Below are 22838 nucleotides of genomic sequence, written 5' to 3'. Positions count from 1 at the left end.
TGGGATGACCTCCTTAAAGTTAGATGAGCTTGGCTTTAGAATATCGCTGAGTCTTTGTCGATTTTGCGTGCCGCATAGTTACTCCCAAGGACTAGGAAGAAGGCAACAAAGGACTGTAGAAAGCCCGCAGCGGAAGCCATCCCAATATCACCAGATTTACGCAGGCTCCGATAGACAAAGGTGTCAATAACATCTGTGGTTGGAAAGAGTAGAGAAGCGTCACCTACCATGGCGTAGAACATCCCAAAATCAGCATTCATAATTCTACCTACTGCTAGTAGCGTCAGGATGATAATCGTTGGCCGCAGCATAGGAATACTGATGTACCTGATCTGCTGCCATCTAGATGCTCCATCAATGGAAGCAGCTTCATAATAGGAACTGTCAATAGAGGTTAACGCGGCCAAATAGATAATTGTGCCATAGCCAGTGATTTTCCAGCGGGCAGCAATGGTTAGGATAGCCGGCCACAGCTCGGCTCTACTATAGAAGTCAATCGGTTGAAGATTTAGGTACTCCAGGAAGCGATTTATCGCTCCATTCTCATAGTTCATCAGATTATAAGCGAATACACCTACAACAATCCATGAGATAAAGAACGGTAAAAAGGTCAAGGATTGCGTAATTCGTTTGAAATACTTATTGCGCATTTCATTCAATAGGAGAGCAAACCCAACTTCAAAAACGAGCCCTATTGCTATAAAGAGAGCATTTAATAGGATCGTGTTGCGGATGGCCCGGAATGCCACCGGAGAAGAGAATACATAGTCAAAGTTGCTGAACAGTGGGTCCATCCAATCACTTCCAAAAATCCCTTTGGAGAAATCAAAATTCTTGAAGGCGATTACAAGACCAGCCAGCGGTAGATAGTTAAAGAGCAAGAACAGTACCCCGACGGGTAAGAACATGAGCAGCAAGGTGCGATTTTTGTACAGTTCCTTGAACACTCCGTTTAGTTTCATATCGATTTCCCTTTCGCTGTTTGGATAAATTAATTGTAAAAGAGTGGATGTGCACTTACTATGAGTCAATCTTGCACTTTGTTGATTCATTTTTATCCTGATCCACGAGATATCCAATTCCCTGTGTAAAAATAAAAGTAGCGATTCTCTTAGATGCGAGAATCGCTACTTTATAAGTCTTTTAACGATTTGATTGAGTCAGGCCATTAATGGGCCTCACCTGTTTTGGACAATTCTTCGTCTACCTTCATAGGGTGTCGCAATAAAATACGGGTCCCTCCTTGTGCTCCGATCTGAATCTGTAGCTTATAGTCAGAGCCAAAATACAGCTTCAGACGGTCGTTCACATTGCGCAAGCCCACACCTCTCCGAGTAGTTATATACATTTCCTCCCCAGGATCTTCATAATCCAGCTCGTCAATGATACTTTGTGGAATGCCTTTTCCATTATCTGCAATCTCGATGATCATATCTTCCTTTTCACGTCTAGCGGACACAATGATTTTCCCCTTCTCGAAGTCAGTCCGCACACTATGTTGGATTGCATTTTCTACTAGAGGTTGTAGCAGCAGGCGAAGGAATGGAAAATCCAGCAAATCTTCATCTATGGAATATAAAATCCGGATTGTTTTGCCCATTCGGGCCTGTTCAATCAGCACATAAGCTTTAACTTGCTCAATCTCACGCCGCAGCGTGGTAATCTCCTTTCCTTGATTCAGGCTGAGCCGAAGTAGATTTCCCAGTGCAGATACCATTTCACTAATGTCGCTGCGGCCATGATTTTCTGCCTTCCACCGAATAGATTCAAGCGTATTATAGAGAAAATGTGGGTTGATCTGGTGGCTGAGCACCTGAAACTCCAAAGCCTTCTTCTTTCGCTCGGAACGCCACGCTTCCTGGATCAATACGTCAATCCGCTGGACAAGACTTCCGACGCCTCGATACAACCAGCCTACTTCATCTGTTCTTGACGAAGTCAACGCTTCTGTCTGAAAATTGCCCTCCTCCATTCTCCGCATAAGCCTTACCAGACGTGCGATAGGCTGGGTGAAATACACCGTAATGTAAAAAACAACGGCAAAGCAGCAGACGAGATAAATAAACAGAAAGATGATTAGCAGACGTGTCATTTCATCACTTGTTCCAGTCAGTTCCTTCAATAACGTCAGACTGACAATCGCCCAAGGCTCACTGTCTAAGCTGACATAAGTAGTAAGATACTTGTGTCCATCAATCTTGATCGTTTGTGAACCCGCCGGATTTTTTTGAAGATGGGTAATGAACGAATTCGAAGGAAATCGTGTGCCGGCCCATTCATTGGATGATGAGTCATAATAAATAGTACCGTCACGATTCATGAGTAGCAGCTTCTGATTCTTCAATTGCTCAGTGGGTGAGAAGTAACGCTTCAAATGATCCTCTGAAACTTCTGTAACGACCATACCTCGGGGCTCACGGTCATAGAGTCCTGAGAAACGCTTGATATATCCTAGCAGAGGGCGGCCATATTTGCCTTGCTGTGGCATAAATAACTCCCACATTGGACCTACAGTCCCTTGTGACCGCGTAAACCATTCCTCTGAAGTTATATTCGCCGCTTCTCCCAATGTATTCATATAAGAAGGATACAGCGAAGGATTTATTGGATATACTCGCACTCGGAAAGCATCGATTTGTGGAGTGGCCTGATAGAGCACGGTAAGTAGATTTACAGTAAAATCCTCTTCTTCAGCAGGATTGGCGGGCGGATCAATCAATAAATCTTGTACACGTTTATTGCCGATAAGAGTGTTGACCTGATCATTAAGTGTATTAAGATAAATCTCAAAATTTTTAGCTGCTTGCTGAAGGTAGCTCAGTGAGATCTTAGTGTTCGTATTCGTGATGCCTTCAATAGACTTAATATGCGCAAAGTAAGCAAAGATGAGAAAAGGCACAATAATAATCATAAAAAATACCAATATGATACGGTTCCTTAACGATGCGCCTAGACGCAGAGTGAAACGATTCATAACAATCCCCCCAATCCTTACATGTCGACAATAATCCCCGCAATAATTTGCGATCCACTCATTGTGGCAAAAAATGCATTTTATATAATTAGGCTGTAGCATTCATCATCTTATGGAAAAGAGGAATCGTATTGACTGGAGCTAGTAAAACCGTTGTACATGTCATCTCTCATACTCACTGGGATAGAGAATGGTATATGCCCTATGAAGCTCATCACGTTAAGCTTATCGAAACTATAAATTCTTTGATTGAGACGTTTGAATCCGATCCGGATTTTAAGAGCTTTTATCTAGATGGACAAACCATAGTAGTGGAAGATTATTTGCAGGTTTATCCTGAGAAGCGTGAAATCATCCAGAGATTATGCGATGCTGGCAAGCTCTCTCTTGGGCCGTGGTATATTCTTCAAGACGAATTTCTGACAAGCGGTGAAGCTAATGTTCGCAATCTGCAAATCGGACATCGTGATGCAAGGACATTCGGTCCCATCTCTAAGATCGGCTATTTCCCGGATTCTTTTGGCAATATGGGCCAAGCTGCACAGATTCTTCAGCAAGCTGGAATCGATACAGCCATCTTCGGCAGGGGTGTGAAAGCTACTGGTTTCAACAATCGAGTGGTAGATGCCTCTGATCAGGAATCTCCTTACTCTGAGCTGATCTGGCAATCTCCTGACGGCTCCAAAGTGCTCGGTATTCTCTTTGCGAATTGGTACAACAATGGCATGGAAATTCCTGTTGATCCTGATACTGCTAAAAGCTACTGGGACCATCGCCTTGCACGTACCAGACAATATGCTTCCACCCGACATTTACTGCTTATGAATGGATGTGATCACCAGCCCATCCAAACCGATCTTTCTGAAGCTTTACGTGTTGCGCGTGAATTATATCCAGACTGTGATTTCATTCATTCTAACTATGATGATTATGTAAAAGCCGTTAAAAATGAGCTTCCCGATGACCTAACCCTTACTACAGGGGAGCTGCGCGGGCAACATACAGACGGCTGGTACTCACTAGTAAATACTGCTTCAGCGAGGGTATACATCAAGCAGCTCAATCAACAGAACCAGACTCTTCTAGAAAAAATAGCTGAACCGCTAGCCGCTATTGCACATGGATTAGGCAAAGCTTATCCGCACGGTCTAATGCAATATGCCTGGAAGACGCTTATGCAGAACCATCCGCATGACAGTATTTGCGGCTGCAGTGTAGATGAAGTCTACCATGAGATGAAGACTCGGTTTGCAAAAAGCATGGAGGTCGGATCAGCCCTCATAACTGACAGTGCCAGATTCATTAGTGCTAAGGTCGACACCTCTATCTTCGCATCATTTGGAGATGACGCCACTGCGTTCGTCGTTTATAATACTAGCGGCTATTCTAGCAGCAGCGTTGTGACCTTGGAAATTGAGTGGTCTCACCGTTTCTTCAATCAAAGTGAAGACCCAAGTGCCGTGTTCAAGCAAGTCTCTAACAGAACGCATGGCGAGGGCTACCTGGTCAATTCCCAAGGTGATCGATTAGACTGCACTGTTGAAGATCTGGGGGTACGCTTCGGTTACGAGCTGCCAAACGATAGATTTAGACAGCCTTATATGGCGCATGCATTACGGCTAACCTTTGAGGCAAAATCGCTTCCTGCCCTAGGACTGGCAACTTTTGCTTGGATTCCCGCAATGGACACAGCGATATCGAAATCTTCAAGTGACACACTGATTACCGATGGCTTCACTATGGAGAATGAATTTCTTCGAGTCATTGTGGCACAAGACGGCAGCTTTTCTATGTTCGACAAAAGCAGCGATGAGCTGTACAGCGATCTTGGTGTATACGAGGATGTCGGCGACATAGGTAATGAATACATTTTCAAACAACCCGAAGGTGATGTAGCCATAACTACACGCGGCATCCCTGCTGAGATTCGCCTAACGGAGAATACCCCTTACAGAGCTGCTTTTGAAATCAGACATACCTTAGAAGTTCCAGCCTCAGCAGATGAACAGTTACAGCAGGAAGTAGAAACCATGGTTGAGTTCCGTAAGCGGAAGTCGGTCCGGTCACAGCAGCTTGTCCCTCTAAATATTGTGACTCGAATCAGTCTGGAGCGTGAAAGCCATGCATTGCAAGTGCATACTCGAATCGACAACACCGCCAAGGATCACCGTCTACGTGTTCTGCTGCCAACTGGCATTAAGACGGCACTTCATTACGCAGATTCCGTCTTTGAAGTCGCTGAGCGCGAAACCATACCTGCACCGGAATGGGAGAACCCAAGCAACTGTCAGCATATGCAGGCGTTCGTGGATGTACATGCCGATGATCGCGGCTTGACCGCAGCCGGTAAAGGTCTTAATGAGTACGAGGTGTTGCAGGATGATGAAGGTACAATCGCCCTAACACTCCTTCGTTCCATAGGAGAACTTGGCGACTGGGGCGTCTTTCATACCCCTGATGCTCAGTGCCTTGGCGTTAATGTAGCAGAGTGGAGCCTTATCCCACATGGCGGAGGTGACAACCGCTTCGCGGCCTACCGTGAAGCCTATCGTTATGCTGTTCCCGTCACCACTGCTCAGACCGGTATTCATGAAGGAACACTTCCTCCTGTGCACAGTTTTCTGGCATGGGATGGTAAAGAAATGGCTTTTTCCAGTTTAAAAATCAATGAAGATAATGGAGATTTAATGGCACGCTGGTACAATCTTGCTTACACGCCTTCGAATTTGAGTATTAATACCCGAGAAAACTCCCTGCTATACCACAGTAATATCATGGAAGAAATGACCTCCGAGGTTCAGACACAGCCGATTCCTGTATGTAAGGCTGGGATTGTAACTATAGGAATCACGCCACTATAAATACTTGCATAGATCCAGGGTGCCAGGTTCTTCCGAACCTGAGCAACCTGGATTCTTTATTCTTCAGCAATTCCAAGCTGTCTTCTGAAATCCTTAGGGGTGCAGCCTACCTGTTTCTTGAAAAGCTTTGAGAAATGCACCGGGTCTTTGTAGCCGACCTGATAGGAGATTTGATAAATTTTAAACTGCACATCGTATAGCATTTCTTTTGCCTTTTTAATGCGAATATCTGTTAAGTATTCAAGAAAGGTCATATGCAGTTCTTTCTTAAATAACTTACTAAGCCAAACAGGAGTTACGTGAACCGCAGAAGCTACAATTTGCAGCGTTAGGCTTTCAGCATAATCACGGTGTAAGATCTTCTCAGCTTCGCTAACAATTTGGCTAGGTGTATGCGAAAGCTTACGAAAGTCTGCAGCAATCTCATGCAGAAAGACCTCTGTTTGTTCACGAAGCGCCTGCAGGGTATCGTATTGCTCCAACAGCTCCCAAACTGCGATCGGATTATTTTTCCAATTCTTAAGAACGGTTCCCTCCGCTCCTCGCCGGAACACTTCGAACAGCCATTCAAAAATTTTCTGCTGGATATCCCTAAGTTGTGTAAGCTGCCACGACTGTATCATCTCGATAAAGGTATCCATCGCTCTTGTTATATCTTCATCCGAACCATATCGAACTAAATCAAGCATTTCATCCGGGTTCTGAAGTGACAAGTTATCACTCTCCCCGTCGTAAAATAGCCCTTGCTCAGTGAATAATCTGTTGCCCCCATAAACCGCCTTTTGCTCCATTACGCTCACAGCCTCAATATACATATGGTGCAAGTTTCTTGTATTGCCCGGTTTAGTCAGCATTCCTGCACTAGCAGTGATTTTGACAAAATCATTGATTCTTTGAATGAAAAGCTGTGCCATGCCCTGTGCGATATCCGTCTGCTCATGAGAAAGACTTCCAAGCACGATAATCCAGCGGTTATAACGGTCCTTATAGAGAGCAGAAGGATGGGCGTATTCCTCTTCAAGCGTCTGATGTAACACATTACTGATCCCGAATAGAATCAGTTCCTTCTCATGCGGATTCTTATTCTCTATCGCTTTTAAATTATCAGCCTCAACGACAATCAACATCGTAGGCTCCTTCAGCATCCATTCAAGCTCCAATGTTTGAAGACGGTGGTATCTACGCATTTCAAGATTAGGATCATAAACCTGCTCAATCATTTCCTTTAATAATTCCTCACGCATTTTGGAGATGGCGAAGACCGCCTGATTCTTAAGCATCTGCCGGTTACGATGATCCATCTTCTTTTTATTGATGTTCTCTATCGATTTATCCACCATTTGACCTAGTTCATCCAAATTAATTGGTTTCAAAATATAATCGCATACCCCTATTTTCATGGCCTGCTTGACCAGTTCAAAATCATCATAACCACTTACAATAATCTTCTCAGGCTTATAGTCCTCTTCGGCAGATAAGGCGCTAAGGAATTCCAGACCAGACATGCGGTTCATCTTGATATCTGTAATAATCAGAGCGGGCCTGATCTCAAGTGCCGTACGTAAGGCCACATCACCATCATCCGCAACAAGAACCTCTGTAATATTGTAATCCTCCCAATGAAAGCGATTCCGCAATCCTTCACGAATCTCATATTCATCATCCACTATAAGTACACTAAGCATCTGATCTCCCTCCTGATCCACTTGGATGTACAACTGTTTCTTTTGGAGATTATAGTCTTTAGTTTCATAGTACTCGACACGAGTTAGGATTGCACGGAGGTAATCCATAACTTTTATAGGGGGATATTAAATTGCTTTTTTAAATGTGCAGCGTTTGTAAAATAATACAAAAAAGCCGACAGATAAACTCTGTCGACTTCCCCCATTTCTTCATTTTAATTAAAGTTCAACGATTTTCGTAGCAACATTGTTGCAAAATTCCCGATCATGCTCCACAAAAACAAGAGTTGGCGTGTATTCAAGCAACAGCTCTTCAATTTGCATACGTGAAATGACATCAATAAAATTAAGCGGTTCATCCCAAATGTACAAATGAGCTTTCTCACTAAGGCTTTTGGCAATCAGCACTTTTTTCTTTTGACCACCACTATAAGTGGATATGTCTTTATCAAATTGGATTCTAGAAAAATCAAGCTTTCGTAGAATAGATTTAAACAGACTTTCATCGATTCCGTTGTCTCTGGCATAATCCGTTAAATTCCCCTGCAGATTAGAAGTGTCTTGGGATACGTAGGAAATGATAAGCTGATTATCCTTTGTGAGAGTGCCTGTGAAATCTATATCCTCATCACACATCAATTTGATGACACTTGATTTACCTGAGCCGTTTTTACCCGACAGAGCAATACGCTCACCCTGCTCGATAGTGAAGCTTACGTCTGAACATACCTTTTTTTCACCGTAAAAAATCGAAATATTGTCTAGCTCAGCAAGTTGACGTTTATGATAGTCAAGCTGTGTAATCTCTAGATTCTCAGAATTTTCGATATTTTTGAGAAGCTTAGACTTTTCGTTGATCGCAGAATTTTGTCTTTGCTCAATGGCTTTAGAGCGTTTCATCATTTTAGCGGCCTTGTGTCCAATGTAGCCTTTATCGACCTTTGAGCCGGAATTTCTCGTTCCGTTTTTTGTTTTTTCCACTTCATGTGACCAGTTGCCTGTCCGTTTAGAAGAAGCAGATAAGCGTTTAATATCTCTTCTGAGTTTCTCGTCCTCTGCCAGCTCAAAGTTATCTTGTCTGACTTTATTCTCCCACCAGCTTGAAAAATTGCCTTTTTGAATTTCTATATTCGTCTTATTTATAGACAAAATATGGTCTACACAATTATCAAGAAAAGATCTGTCATGAGAGACCAGAATATATCCACTTTTCGTATTGAGATAATCACTGACCAGCTTTCTTGCCGTCATGTCTAAATGATTGGTAGGTTCATCGATCAACAGGAAGCTATTTTCCTTAATGAAGAGAGTGGCTAACAGCACTTTCGTCTGCTCTCCGTTAGACAATGAGTCAAAGGGCCGATATAACACATCTTCAGAAACCTTTAATAATGAAAGTTCACGCATTAATTTCCAATGAATATAATCCGGAAAAATTTCGCTGATCACATCAATGGTATTAAGCGCCTTGTTATCCACCTGAAAAGGAAAATATTCAAAAGTGACATGGGCAGAAATATTTCCGCTGTATTCATATTTTCCAAGCAATAAACTCAGAAAGGTGGTCTTTCCTCTACCGTTTCTTCCGGTAAATCCTAATTTCCAATCAGTATCGATTTGAAAGTTTACATTCTCAAAGATGTTATCGTAGCTGCCCTCATAGGCAAAGGTTAGATTTGTAACATTTATTAATGACATATAAGTATCCTCCTGTATGAAAAAAATAAAAGCCACAAGAAAGTTACTTTCTTGTGACTCAAATAAATACAGCAAATCTAGCCCCAAATGGAGTTAGATAAGGATATATTGTTCGAGTGAAAAGAAGTAGTAACTTTCTTGCATACAAAAAATAAAACAAACGAAATAAACCGTTTTTGTTGTTTTATTCATCATGTGTCGCAAGAATAATTACTACACTATACTTTTCAACTCCGATCATTAATTTGTATCCATGTTATCATGCCGATTTGTTTTTTTCAACTTTCCGATCCTTAACTCATTAAGAAATTCATTAATTAGGCGTTCGCTAATTCATCTGCAGAGGGTCCGTAAAGGCCCGGCACTGGTATATTTAGAAGTCGGAAATATACCCCAAGCTGTGCCCGGTGGTGAATCATGTGATTCAAGCCGATGGTACGAAGCGCGACTGCCCGTGTCTGACGGCGGATAACCGCTGTGCCATTACGCAGTGTCCACTCCGCACCAAGCGTCTCCACATTGCTTTCAGAAATTAATTCTTCAATCTTGCGAGCGCTCATATCGAACTCTTGCAGAACCGCGGCGGGGCTCTCCAGCGCTTCTCGTCGATATGGCACAGACGCCAAATCAAACTCCGAGTGAAGAAGAATGGCTGATTGCCAGTTTAGCAGATTGACGAGATGTGTGGATAACCCACCGAGACTCATTGACTTTTCGTGTGGTTTCCATGTCATATGCTCCTGCGTCAGCTTCTCCAGCATACGACGCGTACCAGCTAACTCCTGCAAAACATCCCCGATGATCAGATCTTTATCCATTCCTCTATCTCCTCTCAAAAATGAAGTACCAACTAAAATTTATCATAGAGAATCACCCGTGAGTTTTTCGACGATACCCTTCTTCAAGGAACACTCCCTATAAAAGCTCGATTCTTGATATCCATCAGATTATACCATTTCCAGGAGGTGGAAAATCACTATAATTAAACTTTACCTTAGAACCTTCTTATTCTTACAGATACATAAAAAACCTCCCATAAATTAAATGGCAGGTCCGATATGGAATTTTCAGAGGAAGTAGTGACTTCGCTGTCTCTGATGCTTAGATACTCTCTACTAATTGCATGGTCGTAACACATGTATTATCACTCTTAAAAGTGGAAAGTGCGGCTTTCGCTTTTACACCATCCTGTTCAATCGTTACATTATATTTCTTATCACGAGGTAACCAAAGATCAATGAATCCGTTAGATTGGGACTTCATAGTTTGATCCACAATCACATTGCCCGCAGTGTCCTCGACATATACATCAAACATTTGTTCTGTTAATTCCCCTTGGCATCCAGTCAAGCTATGTGTTGCACACGGGTGTGTATTCTTAACATATGGTGCGATGGAAACAAAAAACTCATCTTTGGGTAAGTCATATTTGGTTGATTGATTGTTGCTGTCGGTCACAATAAGCTGCTCTGAAGTGATGGAAGCAGAGAGGTCTTTCATGCTGCTTGAACTATATTCCTGCACTAATTGTTTAACGTTAGATGTATCGGTTGCTGCGGGTGATTTTTTATCATTTCCCCCCACAAATAAAACAGCCCCTAAAGCAACAACAACTACTGCACCAGAAGCCATCCAAATTTTTGTCCTCATTGATATTCATCCCCTTCTCTTCGATTCAATCATTTTCATTACACCAATAGTTCACATATGTTTCCTATTATATCATTATTATTACTTCACGAAACCTTTATCGTTGATGTTAACGATGCACAAAAAAAGGCCCCTTCTGGTTTTTCACCGAGAAGAAGCCTTGAATCTTGATATATTATTTAAGCTTGCAGACTATTTACAAGATCACTGATAATATCCGCTAACGGAGTGACTGGACGATTCAATACTTTCTCTAGATCGCCACTTTCAATATCCAGCCATCCTTCGCGAATACCACGTTGAATCGCAACAACGAATGGCAGAGCAGCTTCTGGTACACCAACCTCAGCCATGATTTTCGCATAAGCTTCGTCGTCAACTTGCAGCACTTTAATTTTTTTACCAATTACGCCACTTATAATTCCAGTCAATTCTTCTTGTGTTAAAGGCTTGCCAGACAATTCATAGACAGAATTCTCATGTCCTTCCCCAGCTAGAACATTAGCAGCAGCTTCTGCATAATCTCCTCGTGCTGCCCAACCAACTTTACCACTACCAGCAGAAGTTACCCATGGGGCACCTGCTACGGCGCCTTGGATAGATCCAATCTCGTTCTCCATGTACCAGTTGTTGCGAAGGAAACTGTAAGGAATTCCGGTAGCTCGAATGGCTTCCTCGGTTACACGGTGTACTTCAGCAAGGAACAGCTCACTCTTCTCAGCATGTCCTACGCTTGTATAGGCAATGAATCCAACACCAGCTTTAGCGGCTGAATCAATAGCTGCCTTATGTTGGCGAATCCGAGTCTCGTTATCTCCATCTGAAGATACAATTAGCAGTCGATCCACACCGGCAAACGCTACATCCAATGTTTCCGGCTTATCAAAGTCACCATGACGGACTTCCACACCACGCGCTTTAAGATCACTTGCTTTATCTGGATTCCGGACACTTACTACAAGGTCCCCTGCGGGTACAGTTTTAAGTAGAGACTCTATCACCAATGATCCGAATTGACCTGTTGCTCCTGTTATAGCTATTTTCATTTTAAAATCCTCCTCAAATTAGGATGAATTTCATCCTCTTAATAATCGCTCACCTGTAACTATTGTAGTTACATTAAAAAAAGATGTCAACTCCTTTATTTTTATAGCCTTGACTCATCCTAATAAATACAAACAACCCTCGCGGTATCCGGTTGGAATACAGCGAGGGCTTGAATGAAGATATCAGCTCCATATTAACTTAATAACCGTTCCTTTACCTACGTGACTCTCGACAGTAATCCGGCCCCCCATACATTCGATCAGTCCTTTAGAAATCGCCATGCCGAGCCCAGAACCGTTGGAGGTAGACGCTGTATCCGTTCCTCGATAATATCGTTCAAATAGCCGGATCATTGTTTCTTCATCCATTCCATCGCCGTCATCAGCAAATTGAATGATAAATCCGGTGTCCCTATCTTTATGAATAAGCGAAACGGTCAACTTCGTATCCGGTGGGTTGTGGAGCAGCGCATTCGCAGTTAAATTGTTGACAACCCTTTCTAGCCATGGCGTATACAATTGAGCTCTTACTTCGGTTTGTCCAGGCAGAAATACTATTCGCTGCTTCCCGTAGGCAGGATTGGCAGCAGCTTGTTCGAGAGCTTGTTGCAGCCAAGCGTTCAATTCAACTTCCATCGTCTCAGGTGGTTTAATTCCTGACTTTAGACGATAGGTCATTGCAAGATCACTGATCAGCATGTCCATATGGGCCGATTTATCTAGCATAGTCGTTGTAAACTTACGAACTTCCTCTTTCGACCAATCGTATTTTGGTTCGGCCAGTAAATGAGCATATCCTGTGATTGAGGATAATGGGGTTTTCAAATCATGAGTAACACCGGCGATCCATTCCTCGCGTAAGCTCTCCGTCTCTTCCCGCAGTACTTGATCACTCTTCAAGGTTGCCGATAATTTCTCAATTGAAACCATCACATCAGCAAAAACACGGTATCTTCTCCTCCATTTACCCACGGCTGTTCGACTGCGACGAAGTCCTTTACGATCCGTTGGCTCTGTATAGATGGCATTTCCGATGGAATCGAGCCACACGAGCATATGCAGCATAGGTGCACCGAAACGATGAGCTTGCCATAAAGAGAGCAACACAAACGCGATCAATAAAGCGATAAGCATGGCAAATGAACCGATGATCACGACCTTTACTTCCTCTGGTATCCACACTTTTTTACTTGGATCTGTCCCTTTGATATTGGGTTCTCCCACGATCCAAGTACGACCTGAGTCCTTATCAAAAGAAGAAAGAACATGGTACCCATATCGTTCACTGTACAGGGTGCGAAGTGCAAGCTCTTGAACGGAGTACTGAGTGGGTATCATATTAGGTCTATTATAAGAAACCACTTCATTGCCTGATGAATCTATAAGTTGAACAAAAGCTTGGGCCGATTTAATTTCTTTTTCAAGTTCATCAGGAAGTACTGGGTCCCCTTTCGCAGCAGCGAATGTCCCCTCACTCACTTTCTTTAATAGTGGACCTAATACATTAGGCGCACCATACACCAGTGCGAGCTGTTTACCATCCTTTTCTTGAATCCATAGTGCCAGATTATAAGGAAACGGCTGAGTGCCCGTCCAATAAGCAACTACTTCGCCAGGGCCATATTGAATGGGTACATCTTTAGGTGTATTATAGGCACTCTCAACTTGCCCATCTTCATTTAGACTTTGTAGCCAGCCTTTATTTTTCTTCACTTGCTCCAGTAAACTCGGAGAAAAATGTATGCCATCCTCATCAATCTTAGAAGATTCTACCAATTGTTCAAGACCCACATTGGCAAAATCACGCGAGAGACTAATATCAAGAAACCGCAGCAAAATCCAAGTAAATGTTATGGCAGAAATAGCGAGTACTACCATGCCCGTAATTGCGAGCTGAAGAACAAACTTTAACGTTAACCGGCGCTTAATATTCATGGCGCAGACAACTCTTGACGTTCTACTTTAACCAGTTTGTACCCAAGACCTCTAACATTAACAATAAACTTCGGATCGGATGGGTCTGCTTCTATACGCTCTCTTATACGGTGAATATGCACCATGACCGTATTATCATCACTTAAGGCTTCTTCACCCCAAACCTTTTCATATAATTCACTTTTGCTGAATATTTGATTGGGATGTTTACATAAGAACAGCAGCAATTGGAATACAAGTGCCGGACAAGAGACCGACTCACCCTCAACCAGCAGCTCCCCTGCCGTCTCATCCAGTTTAAATCTCCCGTAATCGTAAACGTTCGCAGATTTGCTGTGAACTGTCGCTGTGATCTTATCAGTATCTGATGGAGCAGGTGAACTTAAGTACCGCCGTAACTGCGCTCTTATTCGAGCGACAACTTCAAGTGGATTAAAGGGTTTAGTGATATAATCATCTCCACCTATAGCAAATCCGGTCAGCTTATCAAAATCAGAGGTTCGAGCCGTAAGAAACAGGATAGGGGCGTCCGTCGTCTGCCGGATAAAAGGACAGATTTCAATTCCACTGCGTCCTGGCAACATCACATCCAATACAATCAAATCATATTTTTTGGCTTCGCAGGCGCTTATCGCTTCTTCACCCGTCACCGCAGTATCAATATTTAAATAACCCTCTTTGCGTAATACAGTCTCCATAATCTCCAAAAGCGATTGTTCATCATCTACAAGTAAAATCGATGCTTCATTCATTGTGAAATTCCCTTTCCAAATAGCCCTTGTTTTTATCATCATAGCATGATTCTGGACGCTATCAATCGCACTTACCTTAACAGAAGCTTAATTCGTATTCGTCTACTACACCAAAAGTTAAGATCGTATTAATACTGTGTTTCAGAAGAGCTAAGACTCATTTGCTATAATTTGACTAATGGGAGGCGATATTCTTGAAAAAAAGCTCTAAAAAAATAATCAGCATACCGGGAATGTCAGCAAAAACAGTTTTGGCAATAGGATCACTTGCCTTGCTATTAACAGCTTGTGGAGGAGGAAAAACGGATATGAACAATAATGCGAAAGTGGAGCAAACATCCAGTTCAGCTGTAGAATCAAACGAAACAATGTTCCTGCCTGATGATCTGCCAAATTTTCTGCTTAAAGGGAACTATAAAGAAATGTACGCCCACTTTAGTCAGCCTTTGAAAGATGAGGTTAGTGAAACTGAATTAGCTGAGACCGCTAAGGAATTCACTAAGGATATCCAGACACTGAATAAAGCTTCTGATATGCAGCTTAATGGATTTGATCGACGTACTTGGGTGAGTGATGCAGGTAATAAAGGGCTTATCGGAATGTTTGATCCGGATGGAACCATTTCATTAATCCAGATTCAAGAACTGACATCCTCCCCTGAAACCGACTCGAAACTTAGCAAGCAGGAATACGCGTTGCCTTTCGAAGGTGACTGGTTTGTATTTTGGGGCGGAAAGAATATTCTCGTAAATTATCATTATGAAGTAGAGATCCAGCGATACGCTTATGATTTCATCAAAGCCAAGAATAACTATTCTTATAAAGGGGATCCGCTAAAAAACAAAAGCTATTATGCCTTTGGCGAAAAAATTCTCGCCCCTGCGGATGGTACAATCGTATCGGTTGTGAATGATATTAAAGATAATGAACCTGTCGGTGTCATGAATCCAAACCAGGCAACCGGCAATAACGTGATCATCGACCACGGTGGTGAATACAGCCATCTAGCTCATCTAAAGAAAGGCTCGATTACAGTTAAGGCGGGCGATATAGTTAAAAAAGGCGATGTCATTGGACTGACAGGTAACTCAGGCAACTCTAGTGAGCCCCATTTGCATTTCCAGATTTCTGACGGAGTAGATTTGTTCAACTCTCGTTCAATCCCTGTTAGGTGGGAGAACGGATTGAATCCAATCCAAGGCGAGACGATTACCGCCACTGAATAGCGATCATTTTGGGTTGATAAGGTTGTCTCTCCTAGGAGATATTCGGACGAGACAACCTATACCTAAGCTTGAATACATACAAATAGGTCGATTTACAAATATTAATAGGCCTATAGTGACTAAATACTGATCTCTTCTCTGAAGAAAGGAAGTGTTACACCAGATGACTTTACTCCTTGGGTCACATGTATCCATGACTGGACCAAAAATGCTCCTTCGAGCTAGTGAAGAGGCAGCATCTTATGGAGCGACCACCTTCCTAATATATACCGGAGCTCCTCATAATACTCGCCGTAAGCCCATTGAAGCTTTGAATATTGAAGCTGGACAAGCTCACATGAGAGATAATGGCATTTCAAATATCGTTGTACATGCTCCATTTATTGTTAACTTAGGGAATACGCTATCCGCTCAGGTCTTTGAACATAGTATTGAGTTTCTTCAATCAGAGATTATTAGAACGGAAGCTTTAGGCTCTACACAAATTGTCCTGCATCCCGGTTCCCATGTGGGTGCGGGTCCACAGGCCGGAATTTCTCGAATTGTAGAAGGCTTGAACGAAGTGCTGTCCGATAAACGAAATGTTCAGGTTTCATTAGAGACCATGGCGGGAAAAGGTAGTGAATGCGGAATTACATTTGAGGAATTAGCAGCGATCATTGATGGAGTTACTAATAACGAGCGCCTGTCTATTTGTCTGGACACTTGCCATATCCACGATGCTGGTTATAATGTGAAGGAAGATTTTGATGGCATATTGGATCAATTTGATCGCATAATTGGAATAGAGCGCCTAAAAGTCATTCACGTAAATGATTCAAAGAATATCATCGGCTCGCGAAAAGACAGGCACGAAAATATCGGACATGGATATATCGGCCTTCAGGCGCTTCGATATGTAGTCCACCATCCACAGCTAACAACCATTCCCAAGCTCCTGGAGACCCCCTCCATCGGTGAAAAGAAATATGTCAACCCGCCCTATAAGCATGAGATTTCATTGCTACGAGGAGAAACGGATGAGCCGATAAAACAAGCATAAACGCCTTCGGCGTCCTTATAAGGACGGTAAGCGTTTATGCTATAAACTATAATCAATTTATCCTTTTGCTGGATCATTCGTAACAGGTGCGGTTTCGTTCACTTGGAGTTTCTTTAGTGAGTTTTTCTTTGCGGTTAATTCTTTTGACAGATCAGCTTGCATACGATTTAAGGTTTTTATCTCATCATTCAGCTTTTTGATTCGCGACATTTTACTGCTCAAATCTGTGTGAGACTTGCTAAATTTCATATCCTGTTCTAATTGATTAATTTTAAATTTAGATTTTTCTTTTTTGTTCTGTGTGCTCTTGATTTTGTTTTCGAGCTCGGTAATTTCTTGTTGTAATTTAGTGATCATTGGTTTAGTAAAATTAATTGCCATTCTTACACCTCATATCATATTGTGTTGCTGAGAGACTATTCTACTATAAAAAGAGCAAAAAAGCACACTCATTAGAGTATGCTTCAAAGGTTCACATATTTTAAAAATAATCAGAGAAATAAGGATGCTCTGGTCTAATCAGTCCTTCCAGCAAATGAATCGTGGCTTCATCCGTCTGAATACGTCCGATGCGAGCCAGGTAGGTTGGCCGCTTATAGCCCATTAACATGGTTGTTAAGGTAGGAATATCAATCGTGAGTGAAGGATTTAATCCCCCTTCTCGCAGGGTCCCCTTCCCTTCTTTATCTACAGTTAGTGAAAATGTCCCTCGATTCCATTCCAGCATCGGATCGCTTAAGTTAAAAATGAGCTCACAGTCTTTGTCCTGCCGTTTAAAAGGATACTGTTCGATAAATAAACGGACATCTACAATCCGTGCCATAAAGTATGGAGCGATCGTTTCTTTAATATCCCCATCATCTAATATGAATGACAACGGTTCTCCTTTATAAATATCCCCTTTAACCAGCTTAATCATTGAAAAGTGCGCACTAATAAAATTCCACAAGCCCGTTCGAGCCTCTTCAACAATGTATACCATCTCTTTGATATAAAATATTTCTTCGGCGACCCAATACAACAAGTACCCCATGGGTTCATCGTTGTTATTGTAATAAATACCTACCGTCATATCATCTAAATCCCACCGCAAATATTCTTCCCAAGCTAACTCATTACGAATCATCGCCCCATGATGCTGCACGGCAAACTGATCATAAATCACTTTGATATCTGGATGTTCAATGGATACACGTTCCACATTTCCTGGGACATTTCTCATTTTTGGCAACTGTGTATCCGGCACTTCAAATGAGATTTTATCAGTGATGATTTCCCAGCCTTTTCTTCTATAATAAGGGATTGAATACGGATAAAGATAAGATATCGATTGTTTACGATCCCGCATTTTAGTTAAAGCATGAAGCATCAGTTTATTCATTAAACCTAAATTGGCATATTCGGGATAGGTTCCAACACCCGTTAATCCACCCATCTCATAGATATGCCCAAAAATATTAACCTGAAATGGGTATACGGCTAACTGAGAGATGAGCTTGTCTCCATCAAACCAACCTACAACATCAGCATACTTAAGAACTGGCAACTTAGCCTGAGTGATTTCACGATTCTCCCAGCCAAAGATTTGCAGATCACGATTGGTCACTTGAAATACATAACGTAATAGATTATTAAATTGTTCTGCGTGCTTAGTCTCGACATTAGCTAATTTGATTCTATCCTGTAACTTACTGCGACTCACTGTTATTACCTCCGATAAATTGACCACTTTTTAAGCTTAGATCACTAGCTTGATCACATTGACTCAACGCATAGTATTCTTTATATACGTTGAATCAATGCATTAGGTGTCCATTATCTTGAGATTTCTTAATCTTTACCCAATGAGTTCCTTTGTAATCTAGGGATCAACGCGTAAGCAAACGTGATGAATGGACTTAACCATAAGAAAGTTGCATACGGCGCATATTCTATCACGGGTACACCCAGAGTCACTGCGAAGAAGGCACCACTGACACCCCATGGAATCAATGGATTAACGAGAGTGCCGCAATCTTCTAGCGTACGGGACAGTGTCTTCGCTGGAATGCCACGGCGATTATATTCATCTTTGAACATTTGACCTGGCAAAAGAATCGAAAGATACTGTTCACCCGTCATGCCATTTACCGCAATGGATGACGCTCCGCTCATCAGTACAATGCTGCTCTTACGCTTGAGTGGTTGAATGAGTTTACGGAAAAAGGCCTCAATGACACCGCAATGCTGAATCAAACCACCTAAGGATAAGGCAATTAAGATTAGAGATACAGACCACATCATCGATTGCATTCCTCCGCGGTTCACGATAGAAGCAACCATTTCATTCGCGATATTACTGTTATATCCACTCTGCATTACACTAAACCAGACATCGATTTCAGTCTGCTGCTGAATCAAAGCCGTCACAAGAAGACCACTTACAATACCAACAACTAACGTAGGCAGGATCGGTATCCGCTTGATCGAACAAGCGATGACAGCTAGCGGAGATAGCAGTGTTAACCAATGAATATGGAATCCATCTTGTAACGCAAGCTTAATGTCTTTAATCGAGGATAAGTCGATCGAATTCCCCTTTGGAGCGAACAGAAAAAAGAGAGTGGTGATAACAAGCGCCGGCACCGTAGTGTATGCCATATTACGAATGTGTGTAAATAAGGATATCCCCGCTACTGCAGGTGCAAAATTCGTTGTATCGGAAAGTGGCGACATTTTATCACCAAAACAAGCCCCACTGATAATTGCTCCAGCAGCCAAAGTTGGGGAAATCCCCGTAGTTACTGCAATTCCCATTAAAGCAACGCCGATGGTGCTAACTGTCGTGAAGGAGCTTCCAGTGAACATCGAGACGATGATCGTGACATATAATGCGCTCACCGCAAAATAATTCGGATTAATATAATCCATACCATAGTATAAAAGCGACGGCACTGTACCGCTCATCATCCACACAGCGATCAGAATTCCAATCAGCATGAGGATGAGAATTGGCATTATAGCCGTTTGTATCCCTTGAATAATGGCTGATTCGATCTTCTTCCAAGAGAAACCAAACATTCCTAGTAAGACGGCTGTCCCTATTGTAGTTACGAGAAGCGGTAGATGCGGCTCCGCTTTCAATAGAAAGATAGATACAAATAGAAGTGCAAAAATAAAAACGATGATGATCATGCTTTTTGAGAAACTAAGCTGACGTTCCATGAAGATAATGCTCCTTAACATTGTATTGGGTATAAAAATAATGATCGAACGCTTCCGCACTTTTAAGCTTTTTTGCTTTTTGGCATTGAAGCGCAGAGGTAATCTTAACGAAAAGACTGAGAACAGTCAATGTAAAGAACATACATTGAAGGAATTTCCATAAAAAGTTCATAAGTATATGCGAGAAATAAAAAAAGTGCTGGCAATTATGCCAACACATTAGACTTGTTCTTAACCCAACTCACTACAATTTTAATTGCCAGTGTTTTTAGGTGTTCTCTGTTCTGATGAAACGTAATTTAACGGGTAAGACTGACTCCCTAGCAACATCCTATGACCCTGAAACTCATCATATAGATTTATACGAATGCTTCCTCCCCTTAATATTCTGTGGAAGTTACTATTAAATGAGATTGAGTATGATTTATTATTACCCATTGGCAAATCAGACCCCAGTTGCAAAGTCTTCTCCATGGATTGTCCGTAAGGGTCAATAATTTCTAAGACTAGCTTATGCTCATAGGCACCTGCTTCAAAAGCGTCTTTTTCGAATAAGCTATAATTCATAACAATATCTAATGTACCTTTCTCTTCAGTAATCGTACCCACTGCATTTGCAACCGAAAGGTTGTAAGGGAATAGATCGACACTTGTTAGATTATTCTGTGAGATTGCTGTCATAGGGGTAAGTGCTAATTTAACACTATTGATAAATCCAGTGGATGTTCCCCCTAAATCTGTAAGCTTACCGTCAGCAACCCCTTCCCCAATATAAAGCACAAGCTCAGACGTATTCACCCCTTGCGGAAGTTTACTCCAGATTGTAACCAGGTTTTTACCATTTGGGCTTGTTGGAGTTGTCGATTGGCTAACCACCGCCTTGAAAAATTGGTTGTCAGGTGTTTTGTAATAAGCCACAAGCTGTGCCTGTTTCGACTGACGTGGTTCTTCGTTAATCATTTCCAGTTCCGTATAGATCAAGCTAGAACTGTTTTCATTATAAGTGGTTGTCCGACGCTCGCGAACTTTTGCTTTTCTGCCTAACGAGTTCACTTGGTGAGATTCACCTGCAGCAATCGTATTGATCACATTATTTAGCGAATTTGTATTCATAGAGAGAAACTTCGTGACTTCATCTCCAGAGGTATCTTGCAACTCTATCTTTAGCTGATTGAAACTATAAGTATATGGAACTCTCGCTATCACATAGATCTCTGTCGCTTCATTGGGAGCAAGCATCGATTGCGTATTTGTGGTCACGATCTGGGCTGTACTGCTAAGATCACTCATTCCTGCTTTAACTATAGCTTTTAAAGAAGGTAGCTGTACTGAGGTTAAGCCGGTGTTACGGATGCTGATAGTAGTTACGATTTGATCACCATCATCCCAAGGCAAACGCTGATAGGATCCAAGTTTCACCATGAATTTCCCGTAGCTATTCTCGACCGAATACCCTTGTCCTATCAGATTATTGTTTTCTAGAGCATAAGGTATGTTATACAGCGCAGTTGGGAAAATAACTTTGTCGTCAACAGCAGGTTCCTTCCACTCTAGCTTTAATGTACCTTGATTAAGTATTAATGGCACATCCGCCCTGAGACTGACGATCTTCTCTTCAAGCGGTTTCAATGTTAAATTGGCAAGTGCTTTTGAGTCTACTGGAATACTAAGTCCTTCAGCTGCTTTAACCGTAAGCTCGTATGCAGGTATAGTGATAGGTTTATTCCCAAGATTCTTAAGTCGGAATTGAAGATTCCATTTCGCGGAGTCATTCTCCGAATATACGGAAGCACTCTTCAATTGCGTTTCAACCGTATTATTCTTTACAGAAATCTTCTTAACAGCATAATTAGCCACAGCAAAGTCGACAGTTGTTAATGCAGGAAGCTTAAAGGATTTAACAGGTAGCATTATTTTCAAAGCTTCATCTTCTTGTGCAAATTGCAAGATCATATGTTCAGTCTTCATATAGGAAGGAACTTCAGTTAAATAATAAATCGTCTTCTTTTCTTGGGACTGTACATCGAAACTGCTGCTAGCATCCTCCTGCTTAAGTTCGAACACCGAACCACCAGCTGATCTCAGGTACGCAATATAAGTAGAATTGCTTAGCACTTTTTTACCCAAATTCGTGTAACTAACGCCAACTCTCATATAGACTTTTCCATTCCTTTTAAGCCTTTGCATACTTTCCACTTTGATATCAACTTGCAGATTATCCAGCGTGAGCTTCTTGCTCTGGCCTTGAGGAACGACAACTGAGTAACTTGCCGGAATGGAGAATTCGCCTAGCTTTTTCTGATAATCCTGGCTACTGAAATCCCACTTCAATAGGGTCACTTTGGTGCCGTTTAATTTTGTAGACTCTCCAATATTCACGTAGTAAGTTACAATTTGACTACTCATTGAAGGAATATTTTTTTTAGTAACATCTCTCGTGACAGGTTTACCTTGTATGACTGTCCCCCCAGTTGTAGTAACCCTTGAGAAATAATCTACGTGAACTACACTATTGGTACTACTATTGCTATAACTAAGTGTGTATATAAGTATATTACCGCTCGGTTGCTCTAAAATATCCATATCTATTAGCTTCACGTTGACATTGTTTTTTAAAGCGATCGACCCAAGTTTGTCAAGAGTGAATACCGCTGCAGTTGAAGCACTTGTCGGTGCTGCGTAAATGCTGTTTGCAAGAGGTTGGCTTAACATCATTGCACTGAGCAGAACTACAGCGTATGTCTTTAGTGGTTTGTGCATGAGTC

The 22838-nt window shown here is 41.9% G+C and carries 16 protein-coding genes; 3 read left to right on the top strand and 13 right to left on the bottom strand.

What is annotated here, in order from left to right:
* Window positions 1–35 precede the first annotated feature (35 nt).
* Both MKX41_RS07625 and MKX41_RS07620 read right to left on the bottom strand, forming a co-directional pair.
* A complete protein-coding gene (locus tag MKX41_RS07625; RefSeq protein ID WP_042188121.1) occupies window positions 36–962 on the bottom strand; it encodes an ABC transporter permease in 927 nt (308 codons plus the stop codon).
* Between the two features lie 206 nt (window positions 963–1168).
* On the bottom strand, window positions 1169–2974 hold the full coding sequence (locus tag MKX41_RS07620; RefSeq protein ID WP_340969365.1) for a cache domain-containing sensor histidine kinase: 1806 nt from the start codon (window positions 2972–2974) through the stop codon (window positions 1169–1171).
* A 131-nt stretch (window positions 2975–3105) separates the two neighbouring features.
* On the opposite strand from MKX41_RS07620, the gene MKX41_RS07615 reads away from it, so the two are divergent.
* Window positions 3106–5835 (top strand): alpha-mannosidase, encoded by a 2730-nt coding sequence (locus tag MKX41_RS07615; protein WP_340969364.1) that lies wholly within the window; start codon window positions 3106–3108, stop codon window positions 5833–5835.
* 56 nt (window positions 5836–5891) lie between these two features.
* Here the strand turns inward: MKX41_RS07615 and MKX41_RS07610 are convergent, their stop codons facing one another.
* The 7 genes from MKX41_RS07610 to MKX41_RS07580 all read right to left on the bottom strand — a co-directional run bounded on the left by MKX41_RS07610 (window position 5892) and on the right by MKX41_RS07580 (window position 14601).
* Window positions 5892–7520 (bottom strand): response regulator transcription factor, encoded by a 1629-nt coding sequence (locus MKX41_RS07610; protein WP_340969363.1) that lies wholly within the window; start codon window positions 7518–7520, stop codon window positions 5892–5894.
* Window positions 7521–7739: 219 nt separating this feature from the next.
* Complete coding sequence (locus tag MKX41_RS07605) at window positions 7740–9218, bottom strand: Lsa family ABC-F type ribosomal protection protein (protein WP_340969361.1); 1479 nt, start codon at window positions 9216–9218, stop codon at window positions 7740–7742.
* Between the two features lie 317 nt (window positions 9219–9535).
* Window positions 9536–10036 (bottom strand): DinB family protein, encoded by a 501-nt coding sequence (locus MKX41_RS07600; protein ID WP_076285748.1) that lies wholly within the window; start codon window positions 10034–10036, stop codon window positions 9536–9538.
* Between the two features lie 283 nt (window positions 10037–10319).
* A complete protein-coding gene (locus MKX41_RS07595; RefSeq protein WP_340969360.1) occupies window positions 10320–10868 on the bottom strand; it encodes a CueP family metal-binding protein in 549 nt (182 codons plus the stop codon).
* A 179-nt stretch (window positions 10869–11047) separates the two neighbouring features.
* Complete coding sequence (locus MKX41_RS07590; protein WP_340969359.1) at window positions 11048–11914, bottom strand: SDR family oxidoreductase; 867 nt, start codon at window positions 11912–11914, stop codon at window positions 11048–11050.
* Window positions 11915–12097: 183 nt separating this feature from the next.
* Window positions 12098–13849, bottom strand: coding sequence for a sensor histidine kinase (locus MKX41_RS07585; protein ID WP_340969358.1), 1752 nt, complete (start codon window positions 13847–13849; stop codon window positions 12098–12100).
* Window positions 13846–14601 (bottom strand): response regulator transcription factor, encoded by a 756-nt coding sequence (locus tag MKX41_RS07580; RefSeq protein ID WP_042188104.1) that lies wholly within the window; start codon window positions 14599–14601, stop codon window positions 13846–13848. The genes MKX41_RS07585 and MKX41_RS07580 overlap by 4 nt, the downstream gene beginning before the upstream one ends.
* A 308-nt stretch (window positions 14602–14909) precedes the next feature.
* Here MKX41_RS07580 and MKX41_RS07575 point away from each other — a divergent pair, with 308 nt between their 5' ends.
* Complete coding sequence (locus tag MKX41_RS07575; protein ID WP_340969357.1) at window positions 14910–15827, top strand: M23 family metallopeptidase; 918 nt, start codon at window positions 14910–14912, stop codon at window positions 15825–15827.
* Between the two features lie 163 nt (window positions 15828–15990).
* Window positions 15991–16869 (top strand): deoxyribonuclease IV, encoded by an 879-nt coding sequence (locus MKX41_RS07570; protein ID WP_076285752.1) that lies wholly within the window; start codon window positions 15991–15993, stop codon window positions 16867–16869.
* A 57-nt stretch (window positions 16870–16926) separates the two neighbouring features.
* Here the strand turns inward: MKX41_RS07570 and MKX41_RS07565 are convergent, their stop codons facing one another.
* The 4 genes from MKX41_RS07565 to MKX41_RS07550 form a co-directional block, all read right to left on the bottom strand.
* A complete protein-coding gene (locus tag MKX41_RS07565) occupies window positions 16927–17250 on the bottom strand; it encodes a hypothetical protein (protein ID WP_042188099.1) in 324 nt (107 codons plus the stop codon).
* Window positions 17251–17350: 100 nt separating this feature from the next.
* Complete coding sequence (locus tag MKX41_RS07560) at window positions 17351–18571, bottom strand: GNAT family N-acetyltransferase (protein ID WP_340969356.1); 1221 nt, start codon at window positions 18569–18571, stop codon at window positions 17351–17353.
* Between the two features lie 128 nt (window positions 18572–18699).
* Window positions 18700–20073, bottom strand: coding sequence for a Na+/H+ antiporter NhaC (gene nhaC, locus MKX41_RS07555; protein WP_340969355.1), 1374 nt, complete (start codon window positions 20071–20073; stop codon window positions 18700–18702).
* 252 nt (window positions 20074–20325) lie between these two features.
* Window positions 20326–22833, bottom strand: a complete 2508-nt coding sequence (locus MKX41_RS07550) for a hypothetical protein (protein WP_340969354.1) — start codon at window positions 22831–22833, stop codon at window positions 20326–20328.
* Window positions 22834–22838: the final 5 nt, after the last annotated feature.

The sequence above is a fragment of the Paenibacillus sp. FSL R5-0475 genome, assembly GCF_038004585.1.
GTDB lineage: Bacteria > Bacillota > Bacilli > Paenibacillales > Paenibacillaceae > Paenibacillus_AQ.
The sequence above is the reverse complement of the archived record's forward strand: the minus strand, read 5'-3'. Positions and strand labels throughout refer to the sequence as shown.

What these genes read in the sequence shown, in the direction of transcription:
- MKX41_RS07625 (WP_042188121.1), bottom strand. Translation starts at nt 962, where the DNA reads ATGAAACTAAACGGAGTGTTCAAGGAACTGTACAAAAATCGCACCTTG.
- MKX41_RS07620 (WP_340969365.1), bottom strand. Translation starts at nt 2,974, where the DNA reads ATGAATCGTTTCACTCTGCGTCTAGGCGCATCGTTAAGGAACCGTATC.
- MKX41_RS07610 (WP_340969363.1), bottom strand. Translation starts at nt 7,520, where the DNA reads ATGCTTAGTGTACTTATAGTGGATGATGAATATGAGATTCGTGAAGGA.
- MKX41_RS07605 (WP_340969361.1), bottom strand. Translation starts at nt 9,218, where the DNA reads ATGTCATTAATAAATGTTACAAATCTAACCTTTGCCTATGAGGGCAGC.
- MKX41_RS07600 (WP_076285748.1), bottom strand. Translation starts at nt 10,036, where the DNA reads ATGGATAAAGATCTGATCATCGGGGATGTTTTGCAGGAGTTAGCTGGT.
- MKX41_RS07595 (WP_340969360.1), bottom strand. Translation starts at nt 10,868, where the DNA reads ATGAGGACAAAAATTTGGATGGCTTCTGGTGCAGTAGTTGTTGTTGCT.
- MKX41_RS07590 (WP_340969359.1), bottom strand. Translation starts at nt 11,914, where the DNA reads ATGAAAATAGCTATAACAGGAGCAACAGGTCAATTCGGATCATTGGTG.
- MKX41_RS07585 (WP_340969358.1), bottom strand. Translation starts at nt 13,849, where the DNA reads ATGAATATTAAGCGCCGGTTAACGTTAAAGTTTGTTCTTCAGCTCGCA.
- MKX41_RS07580 (WP_042188104.1), bottom strand. Translation starts at nt 14,601, where the DNA reads ATGAATGAAGCATCGATTTTACTTGTAGATGATGAACAATCGCTTTTG.
- MKX41_RS07575 (WP_340969357.1), top strand. Translation starts at nt 14,910, where the DNA reads ATGAACAATAATGCGAAAGTGGAGCAAACATCCAGTTCAGCTGTAGAA.
- MKX41_RS07570 (WP_076285752.1), top strand. Translation starts at nt 15,991, where the DNA reads ATGACTTTACTCCTTGGGTCACATGTATCCATGACTGGACCAAAAATG.
- MKX41_RS07565 (WP_042188099.1), bottom strand. Translation starts at nt 17,250, where the DNA reads ATGGCAATTAATTTTACTAAACCAATGATCACTAAATTACAACAAGAA.
- nhaC (WP_340969355.1), bottom strand. Translation starts at nt 20,073, where the DNA reads ATGGAACGTCAGCTTAGTTTCTCAAAAAGCATGATCATCATCGTTTTT.
- MKX41_RS07550 (WP_340969354.1), bottom strand. Translation starts at nt 22,833, where the DNA reads ATGCACAAACCACTAAAGACATACGCTGTAGTTCTGCTCAGTGCAATG.